Raw genomic sequence first — 19,452 nt, forward strand, 5'->3', positions numbered from 1 at the left:
CATGTCTTTTCTTTTATTGGCGTAGTTGCCCGTTTTTGATTTATCATTTGTTGCCCGTCATAGGCTGGTCAAGCAGTTTAGTATCAAGGACATTCGTCCCGCTGACCGCACTTCCTGTAGCAATGAACAAACCTGTATTGGAACCGCCCGCCCCATTGAATGTCTTTGATGTGCTTTTTGGGGAAACATTCAGGGAATCACCAAAATGAGCGATTCCGCCGCTTAGATTTTGAATATGAACCGGTCCAATCAGTGCCGGCATTGAAAAACACGCCTTTCTTTTGCAAAAGTAAAATCACCTACTAAAATCAGCGCTCCTCCAGCTGTCTAATGTGCATGATGCGTGATTCCATTGCAATCGCCGGGGTGCTGCCGACCTGCACGATGGAGGCGGCGGAAAGACCGGTTACTTCAATCGTTCCTACCCGGATGACAGGATCAAGCTGATGAGGGAAAATGTTGATGTTCTCCTCTATGGGAGGGAGGAAAATAGGTTCGGAAAAAACTTTATATTGGCTGAAATCCCCTTCCTCATCAAAAAAAATTTCCGCTTCCCGTTGCACAGCAAGGGCCCGGGAATTTCCATAAATCCTTCCAACATCGCCTATTTCAATGGTGGAGGAAAAGAGGACAGATTTAATAATGATTTTGTCAACAACTGAGATTCGCTGCAACAAGGTTAAGCACCGGCCCGCAATGGTACAAACGGCCCGATAATCAATGATTCGGGGGGAGTATCGAAGGTGGAGCCTAGCTGGATGGTTTGGCTGTCGCCCACGAGCAGCATGGAGGAGCTTGCAACAGCCATGATCCGAATGCTTCCTACCGCCAGTTCTCTGTTATAAATGTGTAAATTCACTTCGGATCTCCTTTCATCGTTCCTGGCAGATTATTGAAAAAGGCGAGAACGCCATTTTCAATTTCCTTTTTAAGTGCGTCGGCCGCCTTTTCCATTGCTGTTTCGTCGGCCTCACTGGGATTAATTGACTTTAAATGAGCTTCGATCCTGCTGGGAAGCTGTTTTTTTATGTCATTTGTAATGAAGGAAGTATAGGTTTCGGGCTGCTTCAGGCCGATTCTTCCGCCCGCCTCGGAAATAAAAGCCGGCAGGCCGGACTCTAAATATTCATTGACAGCCTCCTCCATTTTCAAGGATCGCTGCATCATCTCCATAGGCGGCATCGGGGTGCCTGGCTGGCCATTTTGGATTGCAAAGTCTTCGATCCCCTGGACATCCTGTGGATTCAGGCCTATGTTTAAGGTTCCTTCAAGGGTCTCTACCTTCAATTGGTCGAATTTATATTGAATTGTCCCAACCTGGATGGAGGGCTTCTCTTTTAGTTTTTCAATCTCCTCTTCCGCACAGCGGAGCTGGTTTTCGAGTGCTTCGATCCGCTGGTTGCACAATTGGAGTTGCCCTTGCATCCACTGTATGATTTGATAGAAATCCATGGCGTGCACCTCTCTTGCCAGCCCTATAAATATGGAACATTCACAAAGGAACTGCCGGGGTTTCAGACAATGGAAGTTTTTCGCCCTCTTCCGGAGCAGGTAAACTGAAGGGTTTCTGAGCTAACGGCGCCGGGCCTGTAAATCCTCCAGTATTGAAAAGATACGCTGCGGGTTTAATGATTCCGGCACTGCCAATTTGAAAGACAGAGGAATTCGAAATACCACCGATTTTAATGAAATTAATTTGAATTGTCTGCTGAATATAATAATTCACCGCAGCACACCTCTCTACACATTAAATGCTATTGGCTGGTCGATTCCGTCTGTATCGTAGACATTTGTCGAGCTAATATGGTTAAGGTTATGAATGGCCTCCCCAGTATTGAAGGAACCCGCTCCTGAAAATGTTTTCGCACTGGAAATAGGTGATAAGCTGTATACATCCCCAATATTGAAAACAGCGCTGCTTCCTAATGATATGACCTGGACAGCACCTACAATCGCTGGCATGGACGACACCCTTTAGTCTTATTCTTCTTTTATCGTATGTTAGCAAAAATTGAATGTGAGCCATTTCCCCGAAAAATTTTGGGCTAAATGATGCAGATGGCTAAAAATTCCTATATAATAACAATTTGTACCAATAGAGATGCGAATAGATAACTAGTCTAATTTAAGAAAGTTAGGTGAATGTTATGGGCAATGGCTTGGCGCCGACTGGAGGAACGGCGAGAATTATCTCGCTGGATGCGATGAGAGGCATCGCGATATTGGGAATTTATCTTGTCAACATGCTGTCTTTCCATTCTCCCTACATGCTCATAAATCCTTTGGAATATTGGAATCATGGGATAGACAGATATTTTTATATTTTCATAGATATTTTTGCCCAAGCCAGCTTTTATCCATTGTTTTCGATGCTTTTCGGATACGGTCTTATGCTGATGAAAGAACGTTCCAAGGCCAAAGGCAAAAACTTTTATCCGGTCGTGATAAGAAGACTTTTTTTTCTTTTATGTATCGGAATCGTCCATGCCTTCCTGATTTGGCCAGGGGATATTTTAATAACATATGCGGTGATTGGCTTTCTGGCGTTATTCTTTTTAAGGCTCAGCGGAAAAGCCCTCTTGGCAACCGGATTGCTCATGTATATTATTCCTAACCTCTTTCTTGGGTTATTGTTAACGGCGGCTGACTTTTCCGGGATGAATGCAAGTTCGGTTATATTTAGCGAAGATGAAGCTAAAAACGCCCTGCAGGTCTACAGCAGCGGCACTTTTGCGGAAATTACCGAAATGAGGATATGGGAATGGAAGGAGTCTAATAACAAAGGCACAATTCCGATCCTTGTACTCTCGATCCTGCCGCTATTTCTGATAGGGGCTGGCCTAGCAAAATTAAAATGGCTGACAGAGGTAAAAAAACATCAGAAAAAGCTCATTCTTTTTTCAATCATAGCGTTTGGAGCCGGTTTACTTATAAAACTTCTCCCGTATTACGGATGGGAAGGATACAGCGCCGAATTCCTTCAGGACTTTTTCGGCGGCCCGTTGCTTGCGTCCGTCTATGGAAGCCTCACTGCATTGGCCGTCCATAATCATGCGGGCAGGGCTGGAGTTTTCGCAAGCGTCGGCCGGATGGCGATGACAAACTATTTGCTGCAGTCGATTGTTTCAACATTTATTTTTTACGGTTATGGAGCCGGGCTTTATGGCAGTATTTCGATCGTTACGGGAACTGGTTTAGCCGTGGCTATTTATATTGCTCAGGCTGCCATTAGCCGGTTCTGGCTGAAAAGGTTTCATTTTGGGCCTGTTGAATGGATTTGGAGGAGCATCACGTATATGAAGTTCCAAAGAATGCGAAAGGGGGAGCCGGCTTGAAAAGAATTATGATTATCGGGTGCGGGGGAGCGGGGAAAAGCACTCTTGCACAGCAACTCGGGAAAAAGCTTGGTATAAAGGTCTATCATCTCGATTCGCTTTTTTGGAAACCGGGCTGGGTTTCAACCGAACGGGAAGAATTCATTCAGATGCAGAAAGAGATGATGGCTGAAGATGAATGGATCATTGATGGAAATTACGGAGGGACGATGGATCTTCGGCTTGAGCAAGCAGATACTATCATCTTTCTTCATTATTCAACAATCCGCTGCCTTTACGGAATAGTGAAGAGGAGGCTCCAATATCACGGCAAAACGAGGCCTGATATGGGGGAAGAATGCCCAGAGAGGCTCGATTGGGAATTTGTTAAATGGGTGGCGGGATACAACAGGAAGAAAGCACCCCTTGTGCTGGAGAAATTACGAAAATTTTGTGACAAAGAAATTTTAATATTTCCCCATCCTTCGTCAGTTAAAACGTTTTTAAGCGAAAAAATATAAAAAATAGTTATAAAGTACTATATTGAAATCTTTAAAATGAGAATAAAAGCCTATATTCATACCCCCATAAAAAACCTATGATGTGTGTAAGAGAACAGTCGACAATATGTGCGCTGTATCTCGATAAAGGCAAAGCTGATGAAAATCAGTGACGCAAAGCTACAGGGGCTAAGGCGCTTAAGCGCTATGCCAGCCAGTTACCGAAAGATCAGGGCCCATCATAGGTGTGTATTCCATGACCCCGCTTTCGGTAAAGGCAGGGTCATTTTTATATTTCAGGAGGTGACAAAGGTTGAAGGTCGTGAATCTGTCGAACGGGACGGAAATTGCAGATTCAGTCGCCAGAGCTGACAGCTTTTTGAAAAGGCTGAAGGGCCTGATGTTCACAAAAAATCTGCCCGCAGGACACGGCCTGCTCATACAGCCCTGCCAATCCATCCATTCATTCTTTATGAACTATCCGATCGATGTTGTGTACTTGGACGGAAAAGACGAAATCGTCGGCATTGATGAAAATTTCATGCCCTCACAGATTGGAAAGATCCGCCGTGAAGCCGCTTCGGTACTGGAGCTCCCGGCAGGAACCATCAGGAATACGGACATGAAAGTGGGACATTGTTTATCAATCAAATAAATTTTAAAGGAGCAATTAAACATGACTGAAAAAATGAAAGCATTGTTAACAGAAGAACAAGGACAAGGTATGACTGAGTACGGTTTGGTATTGGGAGTTATCGCGATTGGGGTAGTTGCAATACTGGCAACTTTTAAAACACAAATCGTTAAAATGTATCAAGATGTTGTCAAAGAATTAACAGGTACTACTACACCATAAATTATCTTTAACAAGTTAAACGATTGATCCTCTCTCAAAGTTGAATGTAAAGGTTGATTTCCGCTCCAGGCACTTCGCTTTCCGCGGGGCGCCAGTGGAGCCTCCTCGGCGCCTATGCGCCTGTGGGGTCTCCACCTTGCCGCTGCATCCCGCAGGAGTCTTCGTGCCTTCTGCTACAATCAACCAGATCTTCTAATCGAATAGTGCTATTATTTAGTTCCTCAAACGTAGGTAGTTTTGTTCGAGAAGTATTAGCTAATCTGATAGCAATTTACCGAATACCCCCTATTCTGTGTAAATTATAGATTCAGTGTGAAATTTTCACCCCAGTGTTTTTATTGTAGAAAGACAGAGGCCTTGCGTTTGGATGAAACGTGGGGCTTTTTTTAAATCAACAACATCGGCTGGAAAGAGGGTAGCCATGATCATGATAAATATAATAATGCTTTTCCTTCTGCTGCTCATCTGTACGATCACAGATATTAGGGAACGCAAAATATACAATAAAGTACTTTTCCCGTTCCTTGTGCTCGCCTTCGTTGTAAACGGAATAGCCGGAGGTTGGGTGGGACTAGTTTCCGCCGTCATCGGAACGGTGGTAGGTTTGGTGATATTGCTGATTCCATATCTAATGGGAGGAATGGGCGCAGGGGACGTAAAATTGCTAGCTGTCATCGGCGCGCTAATGGGCGCAAAGTTTGTCGGCCTTACAGCAATTTATATGGCCTTGGCTGGCGGGGTATTTGCCCTGTTCATTATCGCCTTTAGAAAAAGTCCAAAGCTGCTTTTGAAAAATATGACTTTTTCTTTATTAGGAAGGTTCCACGGATTAAAAACTCCCTTCATCATAGACAAAGAATCAATGAAAGCGACCTACCCATACGGTGTCGCCATCGCGGCAGGAGCGGTCATCCAGGTTTTTCGGACGGGTATGCTGCTATGAGAAAAGACGAGCGCGGCCAGTCTTTAGTGGAAACGGCGCTTGTTTTGCCGCTATTACTTTTGCTAATTGTAGGGATTCTCGATTTCGGCCGTGTTACGTATTCCTATGCCCATTTGCAAATGGCAGCTCAGGAAACGGTCAGGAAAGGCGGCTTGGGGAAGACGGATGCCGAGATTACGGCTTTTGCCAAAAACTATGTGCACTTGGGAGATTCAAGCAAGCTGATAGTTGAGATAAGCCCTCCCGGATCGTCCAGAAAATCAGGCGATTATGTGACAGTGAAGCTGAAATACCCATTAAAATTATATACTCCAATATTATCAAACCTCTTTCCATCCCCGTTATATGCCGAAACTGATTCCACAATCCGTGTTGAATAAGGAGGGATGCAGGCATGAGAAAAATCCACCGGGATGAAAAAGGAAGTGCGATTGTGCTTGTGGCTCTTGCCATGGTCGCCCTGCTATGCATAGCGGGCCTCGCAATTGATGGCAGCATGCTTTATATGACCAAAAGCAAGCTCCAAAAAGTAGCGAATGCAGCAGCATTGTCCGGGGCCCAGGAGCTAACGAATTCAGGAGAAAAGGTAACGAAAGTCGTTAACGATATTTTAGCCGCCCATAAAGAATCGGATTCTTTTGAAAACCTGGCCATCCTAGAGGGGAAAAAAGTTCACGTGGCGCTTTCAAAAAGAATGCCACTGTCATTTGCCGGGCTGTTGGGTTATGAATTTGTGGATGTAAAAGCGGCTGCCGCGGCCTCCATCGCCCCAATGGGAAGAGCGATGGGCGCGGCCCCGCTTGGGATTGATCAAAGCATTCCGCTTGAATACTATAAGGAATACAAGCTGAAAACAGATTCAACCGGGGTTTCGAGCGGAAACTTCGGCGTGCTCGCTTTGGGCGGATCAGGGGCCAGAACCTATGAAGAAAATCTCAAGTTCGGATATCAGGAAGAGATTAAGGTAGGGGATATCCTGAGCACTGAAACAGGAAATATTGCCGGTAAAACGATCTCCGTTGTCAATGAATTGGTAAAGGGATGTACCTATCTGCCTGAAAACATTGGTGACAGGAATTGTTCGAGGATTATTCTTATTCCTGTATATGAAGAATACAACAAAACTTCCAATCAGCTGAAGAACGTGAAAGTTATCGGCTTTGCCTATTTTTATATTACACAGCCAATGAGCAACAACGACACATCCATAACCGGCATGTTCATACAAAGGGCGGGTACGGGTTTTTATCAAGAAGGAAGCCCGGATAAGGGAGCCTATGTCATCCGGTTAACAGAGTAGGTGAAAGAATGCGTTCAAAGACAATCATACTGATGTCCCTTGTAATGGGTCTGATTACCACAGCGTTATTTTTCCAATACATGTCCAAATATGACAAAAAAGAAACTGCTTCCGGAGCGTCGGTTCCGATGGAAGAGGTATTGATGGCAAAAGACGTCATCAATAAAAATGAGAAAATCACAGCTGAGAAACTTGAGGTCGTGAAAGTTCCTAAGGAAAGTGTCACTTGGCAACCGTTAAAAACAGCTTCAGAAGCGGAAGGGAAGCTTGCTGGGGCTAAAATTGAAAAAGGCGAACCAATTGTCGCCCATCGCCTCCTTTCGCAAAAGGAAGAAAATATCTATGTTTCCCTTAAAGTAAGGGAAGGATATCGGGCGGTCTCAGTTTCGGTGAACCTACCCCAATCCGTATCCAATCTTATTGCAGCTGAAGACAGAGTCGATGTGATTTATTCCAAGGAAGACAAGGAAGCAAAAGTGGATAAACCGAAAGTGGATACGAAAATGCTTCTGGAAAATGCAAGAGTGCTGGCAGTTGGCAAAAAAATCGCTCTTCCAGAGGATGAAAAGAAAGAAGGGGAACAGACGGAGGAGTACACAACTGTCACTCTTGAATTGACTCCGCAGGATGCCTCTAAACTCATTCATTCTACAATGGAAGGAAGCATTCACTTTATCCTTCATACAAGGCCTGAGATGAATGATGACGGAAGCCCATTGGATAATGAAAACGAAGGCTAATTGATTAGAAATGATCTTAAGTGGGAGGGTAGATGGAATATGACAACTTCAGAAAAAAACTCTCCGGAAACCCGTGGCCGGATGATAGCCGTTTGCAGTGCCAAGGGCGGTATTGGCCGCACGATCCTTTCAGTCAATCTAGCTGTCTCCTTATCCAAACGAAACAACTCTGTTGCCATCCTGGACGGGGATTTTCAATTCGGGGATGTTTCCCTTGCCATGGACCTTCAGCATACATTCACCATCAAGGAGGCCATGGAAGGCATACAATCACTTGATGAATACAGGCTGGAAGAATATATGAGCAGCCATCCAAGCGGCGTAAGGGTTTTGCCGGCACCGGACCGGCCGGAATTTGCCGACCTGCTTACTAAGGAAGCCGTGTCAAAGATGGTTGATTTCCTGTTGGCGAGAAATGATTTTGTCGTCTGTGACACAGGAGCCGGCCTGAATGAGCACACGCTTAATTTGATTGAAATGGCGGATGAAATTTTGGTCATAGCCACCCTTGAAATGGCTGCGATGAAAAATACGAAATTGTTACTTGAGACTCTGGGAATCCTTGGCTTGCGCGATAAAGTAAGAGTTGTCTTGAACCGGGCGAATATGGAAAGTGTCATTAAGGCAGAGGATGGGGCGAAAATTCTTGGAGAAGAAACGCCGATCTTTATTCCAAATGACTTTCAAATATGTTCCAAGTCTTTGAACATGGGTACTCCATTCGTGGCTAGCCGCTCCAAATCAGAGATAGCTAAATCAGTTTTCAAAATGGCCGAAATGATCGCTTCAAACAAACCGGGAACGTCATCTGTTAAAAAGAAGGGGAAATCTTTTTCCTTGCTGCCGTGGGGAAGAAAAAAAGGGGGAGCTGTTAAATGAAGCTGCTGGATCGCATCAATCAAAAAAACCAACCAGCTGGAGTCTCCCTCCCGCAAAAGCAGGGACTTGTTCAGGCTCCGGTTGAGGAAAACCCTAAATCCCCGGAGGCTGAATCAACGATTAAACCCCGGATGGAAAAAACAGAACCCCAAAAGCCAATTGAATTACCCAAAGAGCAAACTATCCAACCAATCCGCAAGAAGCAGTCCGATAAACAGCAGGAGCTGAAAAGTGTCCTGCATAAACGGATCCTGAATGAATTGAAGGATGAAGAAGTTGATGCTATCATCCCGAAGCTTGATGGAATGGCCATGGAAGCAATAAAAGACGACGATTCGTTCCGCGGGCTTGTTGACAGGAAATTAGTCGTGGAGGAATTGATTAATGATTTAACTGGGTTTGGTCCGATCAATCCGCTCCTTCTTGACGAAGAAGTTTCAGAAGTCATGGTTAACGGGCCGAATCAGGTCTATTGCGAGCGAAAAGGGAAGCTGATTTTGACGGACATCAAATTTCGCGACAATGAGCATGTCATGAATGTGATTGAGAAAATAGTCGCCCCCATCGGCAGAAGGATCGATGAAAGTTCACCGATGGTCGATGCGCGCCTGCCCGACGGATCAAGGGTGAATGCGATCATTCCGCCACTCGCGCTCAACGGGCCGACGATTACAATCCGAAAGTTTTCAAAAGATCCTTTCCAAATAGAGGATCTCATTAATTTCGGGACCATCACAAAGGAAATGGCCGTCTTTCTTGATGCCTGTGTAAAAGCTAGGTTGAATATTTTTGTCAGCGGAGGAACGGGATCGGGTAAGACGACAACCTTGAACGTACTCTCTAATTTTATCCCGAATGACGAGCGGATCGTTACGATTGAGGATGCCGCTGAGCTGCAGCTCGGACAGGACCATGTTGTCTCATTGGAATCCAGGCCGCCGAATATTGAAGGAAAAGGCGCGATAACAATTCGGGACCTGGTAAGAAATTCGCTCCGGATGCGCCCAGACCGTGTTGTCATCGGAGAGGTCCGCGGAGCCGAAGCACTGGACATGCTGCAAGCGATGAATACCGGCCATGACGGTTCTCTGGCTACCGGCCACTCGAACTCACCGAGGGATATGATTTCCAGGCTTGAAACAATGGTCCTCCTTGGCGGGGTTGAGCTTCCGATCAAAGCAATCCGGGAACAGATTTCCGGAGCGCTGGATCTGATTATCCAGCAATCAAGGCTTAAGGACGGGTCAAGAAAGATAACAAATATTACCGAAGTCCAGGGAATGGAAGGGGACGTCATTGTCCTCCAGGATATATTCGTGTATGAACAGATGGGCCTCAATGATGCGGGTAAATATATTGGAAGATTAGTACCGACGGGAGTCAGGCCGAAATTTTATGAACGGCTTGAGAATTCGGGTATTCATATTCCTCCGAGTGTATTCATTGAAAGGGAGGGATGATCGTGAAACTGCTCCTTCTTGCCCTAATTCTTTTTACTTCCTATTTATTATTCTGGGGGCTGTTTAAAAGCATCTTTTCCCGGACCCGAAAGATTGAACAAAGAATGGAACGATATCTCGCCGCTCCTGAAAATATAGAAATGACCGAAAAGGATGTTGATTTATTCGCTCGCTATGCGGCGGCCCGTAAGACCCTCACGAAAAAGCTTGTTACAAAAAAGAAGAACAACAAGCTGGAAACGATGTTGGCGAGGTCAGGAGTGCCGCTCAAACCTGATGAATATGTCACTTTCCAATGGATTGCGACTGGGTTTTTCGGCATTTTGATGGTCCTGTTGTTTACCCACTGGTTATGGGCAGTGCCAGGGGCTATCCTCGGTTACTTGTTGCCAGGGTTCATTTTGAAAAAGAAAGAAAAAGAGCGCGTTGAAAAGTTTAATGAAGGGCTTGCGGATATGATTTCTACCATCATCGGCTCCCTAAGGGCTGGATTCAGTTTTCCGCAGGCGCTGAAATCAGTAGCCGAGGAATCGGGTTCCCCCATAAAGGAAGAAATCGAGTCGGTCATCAAATCCATGCAATATGGAAGCAGCATTGAAGAAGCCTTGAATGAATTAAAGGAACGAATGCCAAGTGACGACCTGGATTTAATGATTCAGGCAATCCTCATCCAGCGGCAGGTTGGCGGAAATTTGGCGACGGTCCTTGAAAAAATTGTTGAAACTATCCGGGATCGCACGAGAATTCAGCGCCAGATTAAGACTCTGACCGCCCAGGGGCGTATGTCAGGCATGGTCATTGCCCTGCTCCCGTTTTTCCTTGGCATAGCCCTCTTTTTTATCCAGCCGGAATTCATTTCTTCCTTGTTTACACATCCGGTAGGATTGGGGATGGTAGGAGCGGGCGTCATTTCAAGCGTTATTGGCTTTATTTTCATTAGGAAAATAACGCAGATTGAGGTGTAATAGTTGCTGTATCTTACATTTTTCCTGACAATTACGCTGTTGATATATAGTTTAATGACCGGAAAGACGAATAAAAAATCGGCGATGGAAAAACGTGTTGCTGTCTATATTACCGGTGGGCAGGAAAAGCCGGCCCCAGGTAAAGAAAAGGAAGAACAGCCTTCTTTTTATCAGCGCTTTTTCAAACCTATCCTAAATGATTTCAAAAAAAGTTTCAAAAAAAGGATGCCGGGTGAGAAAGAGGCGAAGCTTGAGATAAAACTCCAGCGGGCCGGGAATCCTTTCGGCATGGGGCCGGTTGAATTCCGTCTGTTTCAATCAGCTGCGGCCATCATCATCCCAGTCATTTTCGCGGGATATGCCGCATTGCTGAGGCTTGGCTCATCGTTCATCTTCTTCGCTGTTTTTGCCGGCTTGGCATTCGGCGCAATTATGCCGAATTTTTATTTGAAACAAAAAACAAAGGCCCGCGAAAAAATGGCCCTGAAGGAATTGCCTGACACCCTCGACCTCCTGACCGTCAGCCTTGAGGCGGGGCTCGGGTTTGATGCGGCTGTGAACAAGCTTGTTTCCAAAAAGGAAGGTGTGCTTGCCGACGAGTTCCAACGGGCTTTGGAAGAAATGCGGTTAGGTAAAATCCGGAGGGAAGCTTTAGGCGGCGTAAGGGACAGGCTTGAAGGGGTGGATGCGGTAAAAAACTTCATCAGCAGCATCCTTCAGGCGGAAAAGCTTGGCATCGGTATGGTTCAGGTGCTCCGCGCCCAATCAGTGGAAGTGCGTGAACAGCGAAAACAGCGAGCTGAGGAAGCAGCGATGAAGGCACCAATTAAAATGCTGTTTCCGCTCGTCCTGTTTATTTTTCCAAGTCTCTTCATTGTCCTGCTCGGACCGGTCGTGATTCAATTCATGAAGGGATTTTAATCTATTCATTTAATGCTCTTCCCTTTAACCGGGAAGGGCTTTTTCTGTATACTTAAGAAAATCGCTAATGAAGGAGCCTATGTAGTTATGAAACTTGCGACCATCAATTACAAAGATGAAATGATTTCAGCTTATGTCGACACCTCCATGCAGTCCGTTTTGCCCTTAAAGAAAGCTGCTGCCGCTGCTCCCGTATCAGTGGCCGATTTTCCTGTTACCGTACTGGATATTATCAACGCCGGTCCTGACGTCCTGAATCGAATTGGGGAACTTGCCCGCTGGGCGGAAACAGATAAAACAGGCTTGGATTTATGGATTCCACTGGACGAAGCCGAGCTGGTCGCGCCCATTCCAAGGCCTCAAAAAAACATCTTCTGCGTAGGAAAAAATTATGCCGACCATGCAATCGAAATGGGAGGGCCGGAAGATATTCCCGAACACATCATGGTCTTTACCAAGCCGCCAACTGCAGTCATTGGTCCTGATGCGGAAATACCAGCTCATACGGAACTGACTGATCAGCTGGACTATGAAGGGGAACTGGCCATCGTGATCGGAAAAAAAGGAGCCAAGATTAAAAAAGAAGACGCCCTTGAGTATGTATTCGGTTATACAATCTTGAATGATATTACAGCTCGGGACCTCCAGAAGCGGCATAGGCAGTTTTTTCTTGGCAAAAGCCTGGACGGCACCTGTCCGATGGGACCGTGGATTGTGACGGCGGATGAAGTCGGAAATGCGGGAAATCTTAACGTAAGCACGCGGGTGAACAATGAAACAAGGCAGGATTCCAATACGAGGCACTTTATTTTTTCGATAGAGCAAATGATCGAAGATATCTCAAGGGGGTTGACGCTTGAACCAGGTGATATTATTGCCACAGGGACCCCAGCGGGAGTCGGAAAAGGCTTTAAACCACCAAAGTTTCTAAGGCCGGGAGATGTAATCGAAATAGAAATTGAGAAAATTGGTTCCCTTAAAAATACTATTGCGAAATAGGCTTGAATTTCCACTTTTGCTACCTTAAATTTAGGATTTTCCAATTTGCTATGTTATGATATTAGCGAATAAGACAAAGGAGGCAGGGGAATGCCACACGCCCATATTACTAGCTGGCTATTGGCCATAATTCTCTTTTTTGTTGTAAGGAGCCTTTATAAAGGCGGGAATGAAAAAGGGGCTAAAATCACCCATATGATTCTGCGGGTGTTTTATCTGTTTATATTAATTACAGGATTTACAATGTTATTCCAGGTTAATATCAGCCTGCTTTATATCCTGAAGGCTGCTGTCGGCCTCTGGGTAATCGCAATCATGGAATTCCTGCTCATGAAGACGGGGAAAAGGGAGCCGGAAAACGTCCTATGGATTCAGCTTGCAATCGCATTTGTGCTTGCGCTGCTTCTCGGCTTCAGCCTGCCACTGGGCATAGACTGGTTTTAAAAAGCTGCCAATAGGCGGCTTTTTACTTTATGGCGATGCAAGTTTTTCAATGACAAGCCTTTTTCCTGTATTGAGCGTAAATTCGAATCGGTCACTCTCTTTTTCAAAATAGCAAAAATGGTGCTGAACGCCGCAGATTTCCTCCTGATTGTCAAAAATCATAAAATTGACTCCGTTCTTCGGGTAATCTCCATTCAGGAAATTCAGATGGTTATAACAATAAAGACAATCGTAAATTGAAAAGCGGAGGGAATTCAAAGTGGTGACGAATTGAATAAACGCATCGCCATGAAGCCTCTCAAGGAGACGCTCGAGCGAGTAGATCAGATGCTTTCGAACTCTTATCCTGTCAGAATCACGCATCACTATTATCTCTTCCCCGCTGGATATTTTGCCGGGCTCAATCAATGTCCCTCTTTTCCAGCGGTTCAGCCGGAAGATTTCTACTTCCTGTAAAAGATACTCATCCATTAATGAGGCCTCTTCTGTTTCCTCTTCAAAAAAGACCCACTGGTCGTTCATATTCTCAACAGAGCCTTCAGTATAGGCCCTTTCCTGTATTTGATACAGTTTTTCACGCTGCTGTCGATTCATCACTTTTACCTCCGTGAATGGTGCTATCTCCTTTGTAGACATAAACACGGGAAAATATAACCGTTGATTTTACAATGAAAAATAAATAGAAGAACACCTTGTAATAAATTATTCTTAGGGAGGAAAATCTGATACTGTCCAGTTTCAGGCCTGGCGTCCATTTTAAAAAACTAGAAAGGCCAGCCCTGCAGCAGGACTGGCCAAAACAGAACAAATTATTTAATTTGCAACACAGAGATTCCATATCCCTCAAGCGTCAATATGGAATCTGTCACTCTTTTATCCTCTTTATCGCGGAATAAATCAATGGCCTCTTTCTTCCGCATCCAGGCTGGCAGAGTATACTTGGCCGTTTTATCTGAAGTGTTTAGGATGATAAGAATGGTAGTGTTGCTGTCGGATCTTTTATAGGCGAGGCAAGTTCCGTTTTCCTCATCGGAAATGAACGATAAATCCCCTTCATTTGCGAGTACCGGGTATGTCCGTCTTAATGAAATCAGCGTTTTTGTAAAGCGTGCCAATTCAGGTTCCTGCTCGGCCAGATCCCAGTCCATGCATTTTCTTGAGCCAGGGTCCATTTCTCCATCCATTCCGATTTCATCTCCATAATAAATGCATGGAGTTCCCGTATAGGTGAGCAATAAGGTAAAGATTTGTTTCAGTTTGTCAAGGCTGCCTCCGCACTCAGTCAGGATTCTAGGCGTGTCATGGCTGCCAACAAGGTTGAATGCGACACGGGTTACAGGTTCTGGGTACATGTGATGCACTTTCGTCATTTCTTCGGAAAATTGCTTTGGAGTAATGGTTTCTTTTGCAAAAAGCTCCAGTACATTCGAAGTGAACAGGTAGTTCATGACGGCATCGAACTGGTCGCCGCGCAGCCATGGCATGGAGTCATGCCAGATTTCGCCGAGAATATATAAATCCGGCTTTATCGCCTTGAGTTCAGAATGGAATCTCCGCCAAAAGGAGGGACTGACCTCATTTGCAACGTCCAGCCTCCAGCCATCGATATCGAATTCCTCCAGCCAGTAGCGTCCAACCTTAAGCAAATAATCGGCTACCTCAGGATTCTCGGTATTGAATTTTGGCATATGTGGATAAAACCCGAATGTGTCATAATTGGCCATCGGCTCTGTCACGGCTGGGAATTCCCTAATATGGAACCAGTCCTTATACCTCGATTTTTCTCCTTTTTCAAGGACATCCTGAAATGGTGGGAAGTAAAAACCTGCATGATTGAAAACCGCATCTAGCATAACGCGGATTCCATGACGGTGGCAGGCATTTACCAGCTCTTTTAACGTTTCCTTGGTCCCAAACGCCGGATCTATTTCAAAATAATCTACCGTATCGTATTTATGGTTAGAGGGGGCCCTGAAAATAGGAGTTAAATAGATTCCCGTGAAACCCAATTCCTTAATATAATCAAGATGGTCGATGATTCCCTGGAGATCTCCACCGAAATAATTATCAAGTTCCGGCTCGGCACTTCCCCATTCCAGAACTCCATCGGGATCATTTCCTTTATTCCCATTCGCGAATCGATCTGGGAAAATTTGATACCAAACGGTGTCTTTTACCCATTCGGGCGCCTTGAAAAGGCTGGATGGATGCATGTAAGGGATACAGAAATAAAAACCGATGTCAAAAGGGGCTTCACTGGCAAACCCCTTTTCCCCATAAATGATATTTTCACTTTCGTTACTGATGTTAAAGCCATAACGGATTCTCCGGAATGAAGGTGAAACTGAAATAAACCAGTAATCAAAAAGGGGGTCAGTGCCTGATTTCTTCATTTCAGTTTGCGCGTGGCTCCACTTGCCTTTCTCTATTTCATAAGGGTCACCATGTAGCAGGAAAACAGAGGATGCATCCCCCTTTTTAACCCTCAGCCGGATATGGAGTTCATGATCATTGGACATGTAGGCAAATTGATCGAGCGGACGATGGTATATGGCTTCTAATTGCACAGAGGCAGCTCCCTTCAACAATAACTTGCATTATGGAATATTAACCGTTTGCCAGGAAATCAAACCATTCGACATAGTCGTTGGTACAACGTAACATGTGGTACAATATTATGTGGAAATAAAGCTTTTTTTGCAAATAAATGGCGGGGATATGCCTGCCATATAGGGGGATTATGGCATGAAAGCCAAGCTGGCAGCAATTTTCCTGATCCCGTTTCTCCTGTTCGGCGGCCTGCAGGCGCACGCAATCGACAAGGATGAACGGAAATGGCAGGATGAAACCATTTACTTTCTGATGGTCGACCGTTTTAATAACGGGGACTTAAAAAATGATAAAAATGTCGATGCGAAAGACCCGGAGGCCTTCAATGGCGGTGATTTCCAGGGAATCATCGACCGGATGGAACATATTAAGAGCATGGGGTTCACCGCGATTATGCTATCGCCGATTTTCGATAATGTGGATGGGGGATACCATGGATATTGGGTGAATGATTTTCTCAAAACCGAAGAGCATTACGGGACAATAAAGCAGTTTAAAAAACTCGTCCAGAAAGCACATGAATCCGGGTTGAAGGTTCTGGTTGACTTTCCGGCCAACAGCACAGGCCCTGACAGCAAATTGTTTTTGGAAAAAGGGAGCAGTTGGTTCCATGAAAAATCGGATGTGAGCGAGTCCACGACAAGGGCTGAACAGCTGAACGGCTGGGTGGACGGGCTTCCTGATTTGAATCATGAAAATCCAGAAGTGCGCGCATACCTGCTGGATGCCGCAAAGTTTTGGATTAAGGAAACAGGTATTGACGGTTACCGGCTTAGCTCGGCGGAGGACGTGCCTGCCGATTTCTGGCGAGAATTCACCGCTGCTGCAAGAGCTGAAAAAGAGGGGTTTTATTTAATTGCCGATCTGGGCTCCAATGGTCAGGAATTGATGGATGAATATAAGGAAGCCGGTTTCAGTGGATTTTACAATTATGGCCTGAGCGGGGAATTGCAATCTTCCTTCGCGCAGATAAATAAGGGAACAGCGGCGCTTTTTGAAAAATGGAAAAAAACAGAAGCAGACGTTGAAAATCCGTTTGAGATGGGGATTTTCTATGACGGGCCCGAGATGGACCGGTTTACGAGAAAGATGCTAGAAGCCAAACAATATCCCGTCAGCCAGTGGAAGCAGGCGCTCAATGCCCTGTATACTTCGCCGGGCATCCCGATTGTTTTTTATGGGACCGAAATAGCAGTCGATGGAGTCGGCCAGCCGGACAATATGCGGCTAATGAATTTCCGCACAGATAAAGAAATCATTGACCACATGGCTAAGCTGAGCGAACTTCGCCAATCACTCCCTTCCTTGACTAGTGGAACGATGGAACTGCTTTACGACAAAGGCGGCATGACTGTTTTCAAACGCGAATATGAAAATGAAACAGCCGTTATCGCCATCAATAACACGACAAAAACTCAGACGGTCCGGCTAACCCCTGAACAGGTGGATCCTGATGGGAAGGAATTGCGTGGGCTGTTGATAGACGAAAAATCAGTCGGCGATAAAGATGGATTCACTCTCATCCTGGACAGGGATGAAAGCGAGATTTATGTGCTGGCGAAAAAGCTGGGGCTGAACTATCCATTCATTTTCACGATTGCTGCTATTTGGATTTTCTTTATTTGGTTCTTCATATACCTCGCCAGACGCGGCAAAAAGAGAAGGCTGGAAGATAACCTGAAAAATGAATAAGAAATGCAGCCAAAAATGAAATATTGCAAAATCGAAATGCCAAGAGTGGCAATCAAACCACCCGGTTCCAATTCAAATCAAATCTTAATTTCACCTATATAGCTCATTTACAACCCACCTATTTCAAAGTTGGGTTGTTTTTTTATAGGTTTATGCAAGCGGGTGCGCAAAAATTGCATAAACAAGCAGCACGATCCTTATGAAATTTATAAAAAAACGAGGGAAACGGCACCTTTTTTGCAAGAAAGAGAGGGATTTAATCAATAAAACAAAAAAATATTGGAAAATATTTTAAAAACCAGCTTGTCAAAACGGAGAAAACTACTATAATTAAAATTAAGTTGTGCAATCGTTTTCATGAAATGCGTAGATTATTAGAAACGCATTTTAGAAGATTGAGTGGGCAACCAAAAAACAGAGATTGTTTCAGGAGGGTTAAGAATGAAGAAAGCACTATCACTCTTTTTAATGGCCGTACTTTTGATTGGTTCCCTGGCAGCATGCGGCCCTAAAAGGGAAGAAACCGGCGGCAAGGATAACAAGAAAAGCGAAGAAGCTGCCAAGCCGGAAAAACTGATTGTTTGGGAAGACCAGGACAAAGGTGCGGCACTCGAGGATGCGGCTAAATCATTCGAGAAAGAAACTGGCATTAAGATTGAATTCAGAGAGTTGAATATCACGAAGATGCAGGAAACCCTTGCATTGGATGGAGGAACTGAAAAGGCTCCTGATGTTATTACGATGTCCCATGACGGTGTAGGCCCTTCAGTTGTCAAAGGCTATATAAAAGAACTGAATGTTAGTGATGAAGTACTTTCCAAGTTCACTGATGCATCTGTGGACGCCCTCAAGTATGAAGGAAAACTCTATGCACTTCCGAAAGCTGTAGAAACACCAGTTTTCATTTATAACAAAAAGCTTCTCCCTGAAGTTCCTGCGACAATGGACGAGCTTTATGCAAAATCCAAGGAAGTTACGAAAGACGGAAACTATGGATTCCTGGCAATTTGGGATGACTTTTACCATGCGCACGGAGTATTTTCCGGATTTGGCGCGTATGTGTTCGGCGAAAAAGATGGCAAGCCTGATGTATCTGATATCGGCTTGAACAATGATGACGCAGTTGCAGCAAGCGATTATATCAAAAAGTGGTATGCTGAAGGATTATTCCCAAGGGGTATCATCGGTGAAAAATCAAATGACCAAATGAACGGGCTTTTCAAGGATGGAAAAGCGATTGCGGTTCAAAACGGTCCATGGGCATTCCAGGATTACAAGGCTGCTGGAATTGATTTCGGCGTCGCACCAATGCCTAAACTGCCAAACGGCCAGCCAGTGAAAACGTTCATGGGAGTTAAAGGCTGGTTTGTAACAAACTTCAGTAAAAACCCTGAGTGGGCGCAAAAGTTCGTTGAACATCTTACAAATGAAGAAAATGCGAAAAAGCGCTTTGAACTGACTGGGGAAATTCCTCCGATGAAGTCGTTGATTGAAGATCAGAACTTCGTTAACAGCAACGAAGGAGCCGCAGCAGTAATGGCTCAGTCTGCTGATGCTGTTCCAATGCCAAGTGTTCCGGAAATGGCTGAGGTATGGGTACCTATGAAAAATGCAGTCCAGACTGTCGTAACAAACAAGGCAGATTCCAAAAAGGCGCTTGACGATGCAGTTAAGCAAATCAAACAAAACATCGAAGCGAACCACGGCGGAAAGTAACGCCAGTTGATTGAAATTTTTTTGAAGCGGTATCCCGGCCAGGGATACTGCTTCATTTTACTGAATGAAACGCTGGCCATCTTTTTGCTGGAAGAATAACTTCTGCCGCTTGG

At 45.0% G+C, this 19,452-nt stretch carries 24 protein-coding genes and 1 riboswitch; of the genes, 16 read left to right on the plus strand and 8 right to left on the minus strand.

Annotation, left to right across the window (positions count from 1 at the left end):
- Nucleotides 1–43 precede the first annotated feature (43 nt).
- From BN1002_RS04245 to BN1002_RS04270, 6 genes are read right to left on the minus strand one after another with little or no spacing between them, the layout of a single operon-like run.
- The gene (locus BN1002_RS04245; protein WP_048823764.1) at nucleotides 44–262 is read right to left on the minus strand and encodes a spore germination protein; all 219 of its coding nucleotides are present in this window, start codon (nucleotides 260–262) and stop codon (nucleotides 44–46) included.
- A gap of 46 nt (nucleotides 263–308) precedes the next feature.
- Nucleotides 309–677 carry a spore germination protein GerPE gene (locus BN1002_RS04250; RefSeq protein ID WP_048823765.1) on the minus strand — a complete coding sequence of 123 codons (369 nt, stop codon included), beginning with the start codon at nucleotides 675–677 and terminating at the stop codon, nucleotides 309–311.
- A 2-nt stretch (nucleotides 678–679) separates the two neighbouring features.
- Entirely contained in the window at nucleotides 680–859 is a 180-nt protein-coding gene (locus BN1002_RS04255) for a hypothetical protein (protein WP_048823766.1), read from the minus strand.
- On the minus strand, nucleotides 856–1,452 hold the full coding sequence (gene gerPC, locus BN1002_RS04260; protein WP_048823767.1) for a spore germination protein GerPC: 597 nt from the start codon (nucleotides 1,450–1,452) through the stop codon (nucleotides 856–858). The genes BN1002_RS04255 and gerPC overlap by 4 nt, the downstream gene beginning before the upstream one ends.
- 40 nt (nucleotides 1,453–1,492) lie before the next feature.
- The gene (locus BN1002_RS04265) at nucleotides 1,493–1,726 is read right to left on the minus strand and encodes a spore germination protein GerPB (protein ID WP_048823768.1); all 234 of its coding nucleotides are present in this window, start codon (nucleotides 1,724–1,726) and stop codon (nucleotides 1,493–1,495) included.
- 14 nt (nucleotides 1,727–1,740) lie between these two features.
- Complete coding sequence (locus BN1002_RS04270; protein ID WP_048823769.1) at nucleotides 1,741–1,962, minus strand: spore germination protein; 222 nt, start codon at nucleotides 1,960–1,962, stop codon at nucleotides 1,741–1,743.
- A gap of 185 nt (nucleotides 1,963–2,147) precedes the next feature.
- Between BN1002_RS04270 and BN1002_RS04275 the strand changes: the two genes are divergently transcribed.
- The 14 genes from BN1002_RS04275 to BN1002_RS04340 all read left to right on the plus strand — a co-directional run bounded on the left by BN1002_RS04275 (nucleotide 2,148) and on the right by BN1002_RS04340 (nucleotide 13,321).
- Nucleotides 2,148–3,335 (plus strand): DUF418 domain-containing protein, encoded by a 1,188-nt coding sequence (locus tag BN1002_RS04275; RefSeq protein ID WP_048823770.1) that lies wholly within the window; start codon nucleotides 2,148–2,150, stop codon nucleotides 3,333–3,335.
- Nucleotides 3,332–3,835, plus strand: a complete 504-nt coding sequence (locus tag BN1002_RS04280; protein WP_048823771.1) for a DNA topology modulation protein — start codon at nucleotides 3,332–3,334, stop codon at nucleotides 3,833–3,835. The genes BN1002_RS04275 and BN1002_RS04280 overlap by 4 nt, the downstream gene beginning before the upstream one ends.
- Before the next feature lie 118 nt (nucleotides 3,836–3,953).
- Nucleotides 3,954–4,040, plus strand: a riboswitch (cyclic di-GMP riboswitch).
- Nucleotides 4,041–4,136: 96 nt separating this feature from the next.
- Entirely contained in the window at nucleotides 4,137–4,469 is a 333-nt protein-coding gene (locus BN1002_RS04285) for a DUF192 domain-containing protein (protein WP_231575085.1), read from the plus strand.
- Nucleotides 4,470–4,490: 21 nt separating this feature from the next.
- Nucleotides 4,491–4,670 (plus strand): Flp family type IVb pilin, encoded by a 180-nt coding sequence (locus BN1002_RS04290; protein WP_048823774.1) that lies wholly within the window; start codon nucleotides 4,491–4,493, stop codon nucleotides 4,668–4,670.
- A 427-nt stretch (nucleotides 4,671–5,097) separates the two neighbouring features.
- Complete coding sequence (locus BN1002_RS04295) at nucleotides 5,098–5,613, plus strand: A24 family peptidase (RefSeq protein WP_048827724.1); 516 nt, start codon at nucleotides 5,098–5,100, stop codon at nucleotides 5,611–5,613.
- The gene (locus BN1002_RS04300) at nucleotides 5,610–5,993 is read left to right on the plus strand and encodes a TadE/TadG family type IV pilus assembly protein (protein WP_082036127.1); all 384 of its coding nucleotides are present in this window, start codon (nucleotides 5,610–5,612) and stop codon (nucleotides 5,991–5,993) included. Before BN1002_RS04295 ends, BN1002_RS04300 begins: the two co-directional genes overlap by 4 nt.
- A gap of 14 nt (nucleotides 5,994–6,007) precedes the next feature.
- Entirely contained in the window at nucleotides 6,008–6,913 is a 906-nt protein-coding gene (locus BN1002_RS04305) for a pilus assembly protein TadG-related protein (protein WP_048823776.1), read from the plus strand.
- A gap of 8 nt (nucleotides 6,914–6,921) precedes the next feature.
- Nucleotides 6,922–7,653, plus strand: a complete 732-nt coding sequence (gene cpaB / locus BN1002_RS04310) for a Flp pilus assembly protein CpaB (RefSeq protein WP_048823777.1) — start codon at nucleotides 6,922–6,924, stop codon at nucleotides 7,651–7,653.
- Between the two features lie 39 nt (nucleotides 7,654–7,692).
- Nucleotides 7,693–8,532 carry a CpaE/TadZ family protein gene (locus BN1002_RS04315; protein ID WP_048823778.1) on the plus strand — a complete coding sequence of 280 codons (840 nt, stop codon included), beginning with the start codon at nucleotides 7,693–7,695 and terminating at the stop codon, nucleotides 8,530–8,532.
- On the plus strand, nucleotides 8,529–9,992 hold the full coding sequence (locus BN1002_RS04320; RefSeq protein ID WP_082036128.1) for a TadA family conjugal transfer-associated ATPase: 1,464 nt from the start codon (nucleotides 8,529–8,531) through the stop codon (nucleotides 9,990–9,992). Before BN1002_RS04315 ends, BN1002_RS04320 begins: the two co-directional genes overlap by 4 nt.
- Nucleotides 9,989–10,957: a type II secretion system F family protein gene (locus tag BN1002_RS04325; protein ID WP_148362728.1), complete on the plus strand. Its 969-nt coding sequence runs from the start codon at nucleotides 9,989–9,991 to the stop codon at nucleotides 10,955–10,957. The genes BN1002_RS04320 and BN1002_RS04325 overlap by 4 nt, the downstream gene beginning before the upstream one ends.
- A 3-nt stretch (nucleotides 10,958–10,960) precedes the next feature.
- A complete protein-coding gene (locus BN1002_RS04330) occupies nucleotides 10,961–11,878 on the plus strand; it encodes a type II secretion system F family protein (protein ID WP_048823780.1) in 918 nt (305 codons plus the stop codon).
- 87 nt (nucleotides 11,879–11,965) lie between these two features.
- Nucleotides 11,966–12,877 carry a fumarylacetoacetate hydrolase family protein gene (locus tag BN1002_RS04335; RefSeq protein ID WP_048823782.1) on the plus strand — a complete coding sequence of 304 codons (912 nt, stop codon included), beginning with the start codon at nucleotides 11,966–11,968 and terminating at the stop codon, nucleotides 12,875–12,877.
- A gap of 90 nt (nucleotides 12,878–12,967) precedes the next feature.
- A complete protein-coding gene (locus tag BN1002_RS04340; protein ID WP_048823784.1) occupies nucleotides 12,968–13,321 on the plus strand; it encodes a YisL family protein in 354 nt (117 codons plus the stop codon).
- 27 nt (nucleotides 13,322–13,348) lie between these two features.
- Here BN1002_RS04340 and BN1002_RS04345 read toward each other — a convergent pair whose 3' ends face one another.
- Both BN1002_RS04345 and BN1002_RS04350 read right to left on the minus strand, forming a co-directional pair.
- A complete protein-coding gene (locus BN1002_RS04345; RefSeq protein WP_048823786.1) occupies nucleotides 13,349–13,915 on the minus strand; it encodes a DUF2777 domain-containing protein in 567 nt (188 codons plus the stop codon).
- A 215-nt stretch (nucleotides 13,916–14,130) separates the two neighbouring features.
- A complete protein-coding gene (locus tag BN1002_RS04350) occupies nucleotides 14,131–15,888 on the minus strand; it encodes an alpha-glycosidase (protein WP_048823787.1) in 1,758 nt (585 codons plus the stop codon).
- Between the two features lie 178 nt (nucleotides 15,889–16,066).
- Here BN1002_RS04350 and BN1002_RS04355 point away from each other — a divergent pair, with 178 nt between their 5' ends.
- Complete coding sequence (locus BN1002_RS04355; protein ID WP_048823788.1) at nucleotides 16,067–17,623, plus strand: alpha-amylase family glycosyl hydrolase; 1,557 nt, start codon at nucleotides 16,067–16,069, stop codon at nucleotides 17,621–17,623.
- Nucleotides 17,624–18,064: 441 nt separating this feature from the next.
- Nucleotides 18,065–19,339: an extracellular solute-binding protein gene (locus BN1002_RS04360; protein ID WP_048823789.1), complete on the plus strand. Its 1,275-nt coding sequence runs from the start codon at nucleotides 18,065–18,067 to the stop codon at nucleotides 19,337–19,339.
- The last annotated feature ends 113 nt before the right edge of the window (nucleotides 19,340–19,452 follow it).

Source organism: Bacillus sp. B-jedd, from assembly GCF_000821085.1.
In the GTDB taxonomy this organism is placed as follows: Bacteria; Bacillota; Bacilli; order Bacillales; family Cytobacillaceae; genus Bacillus_D.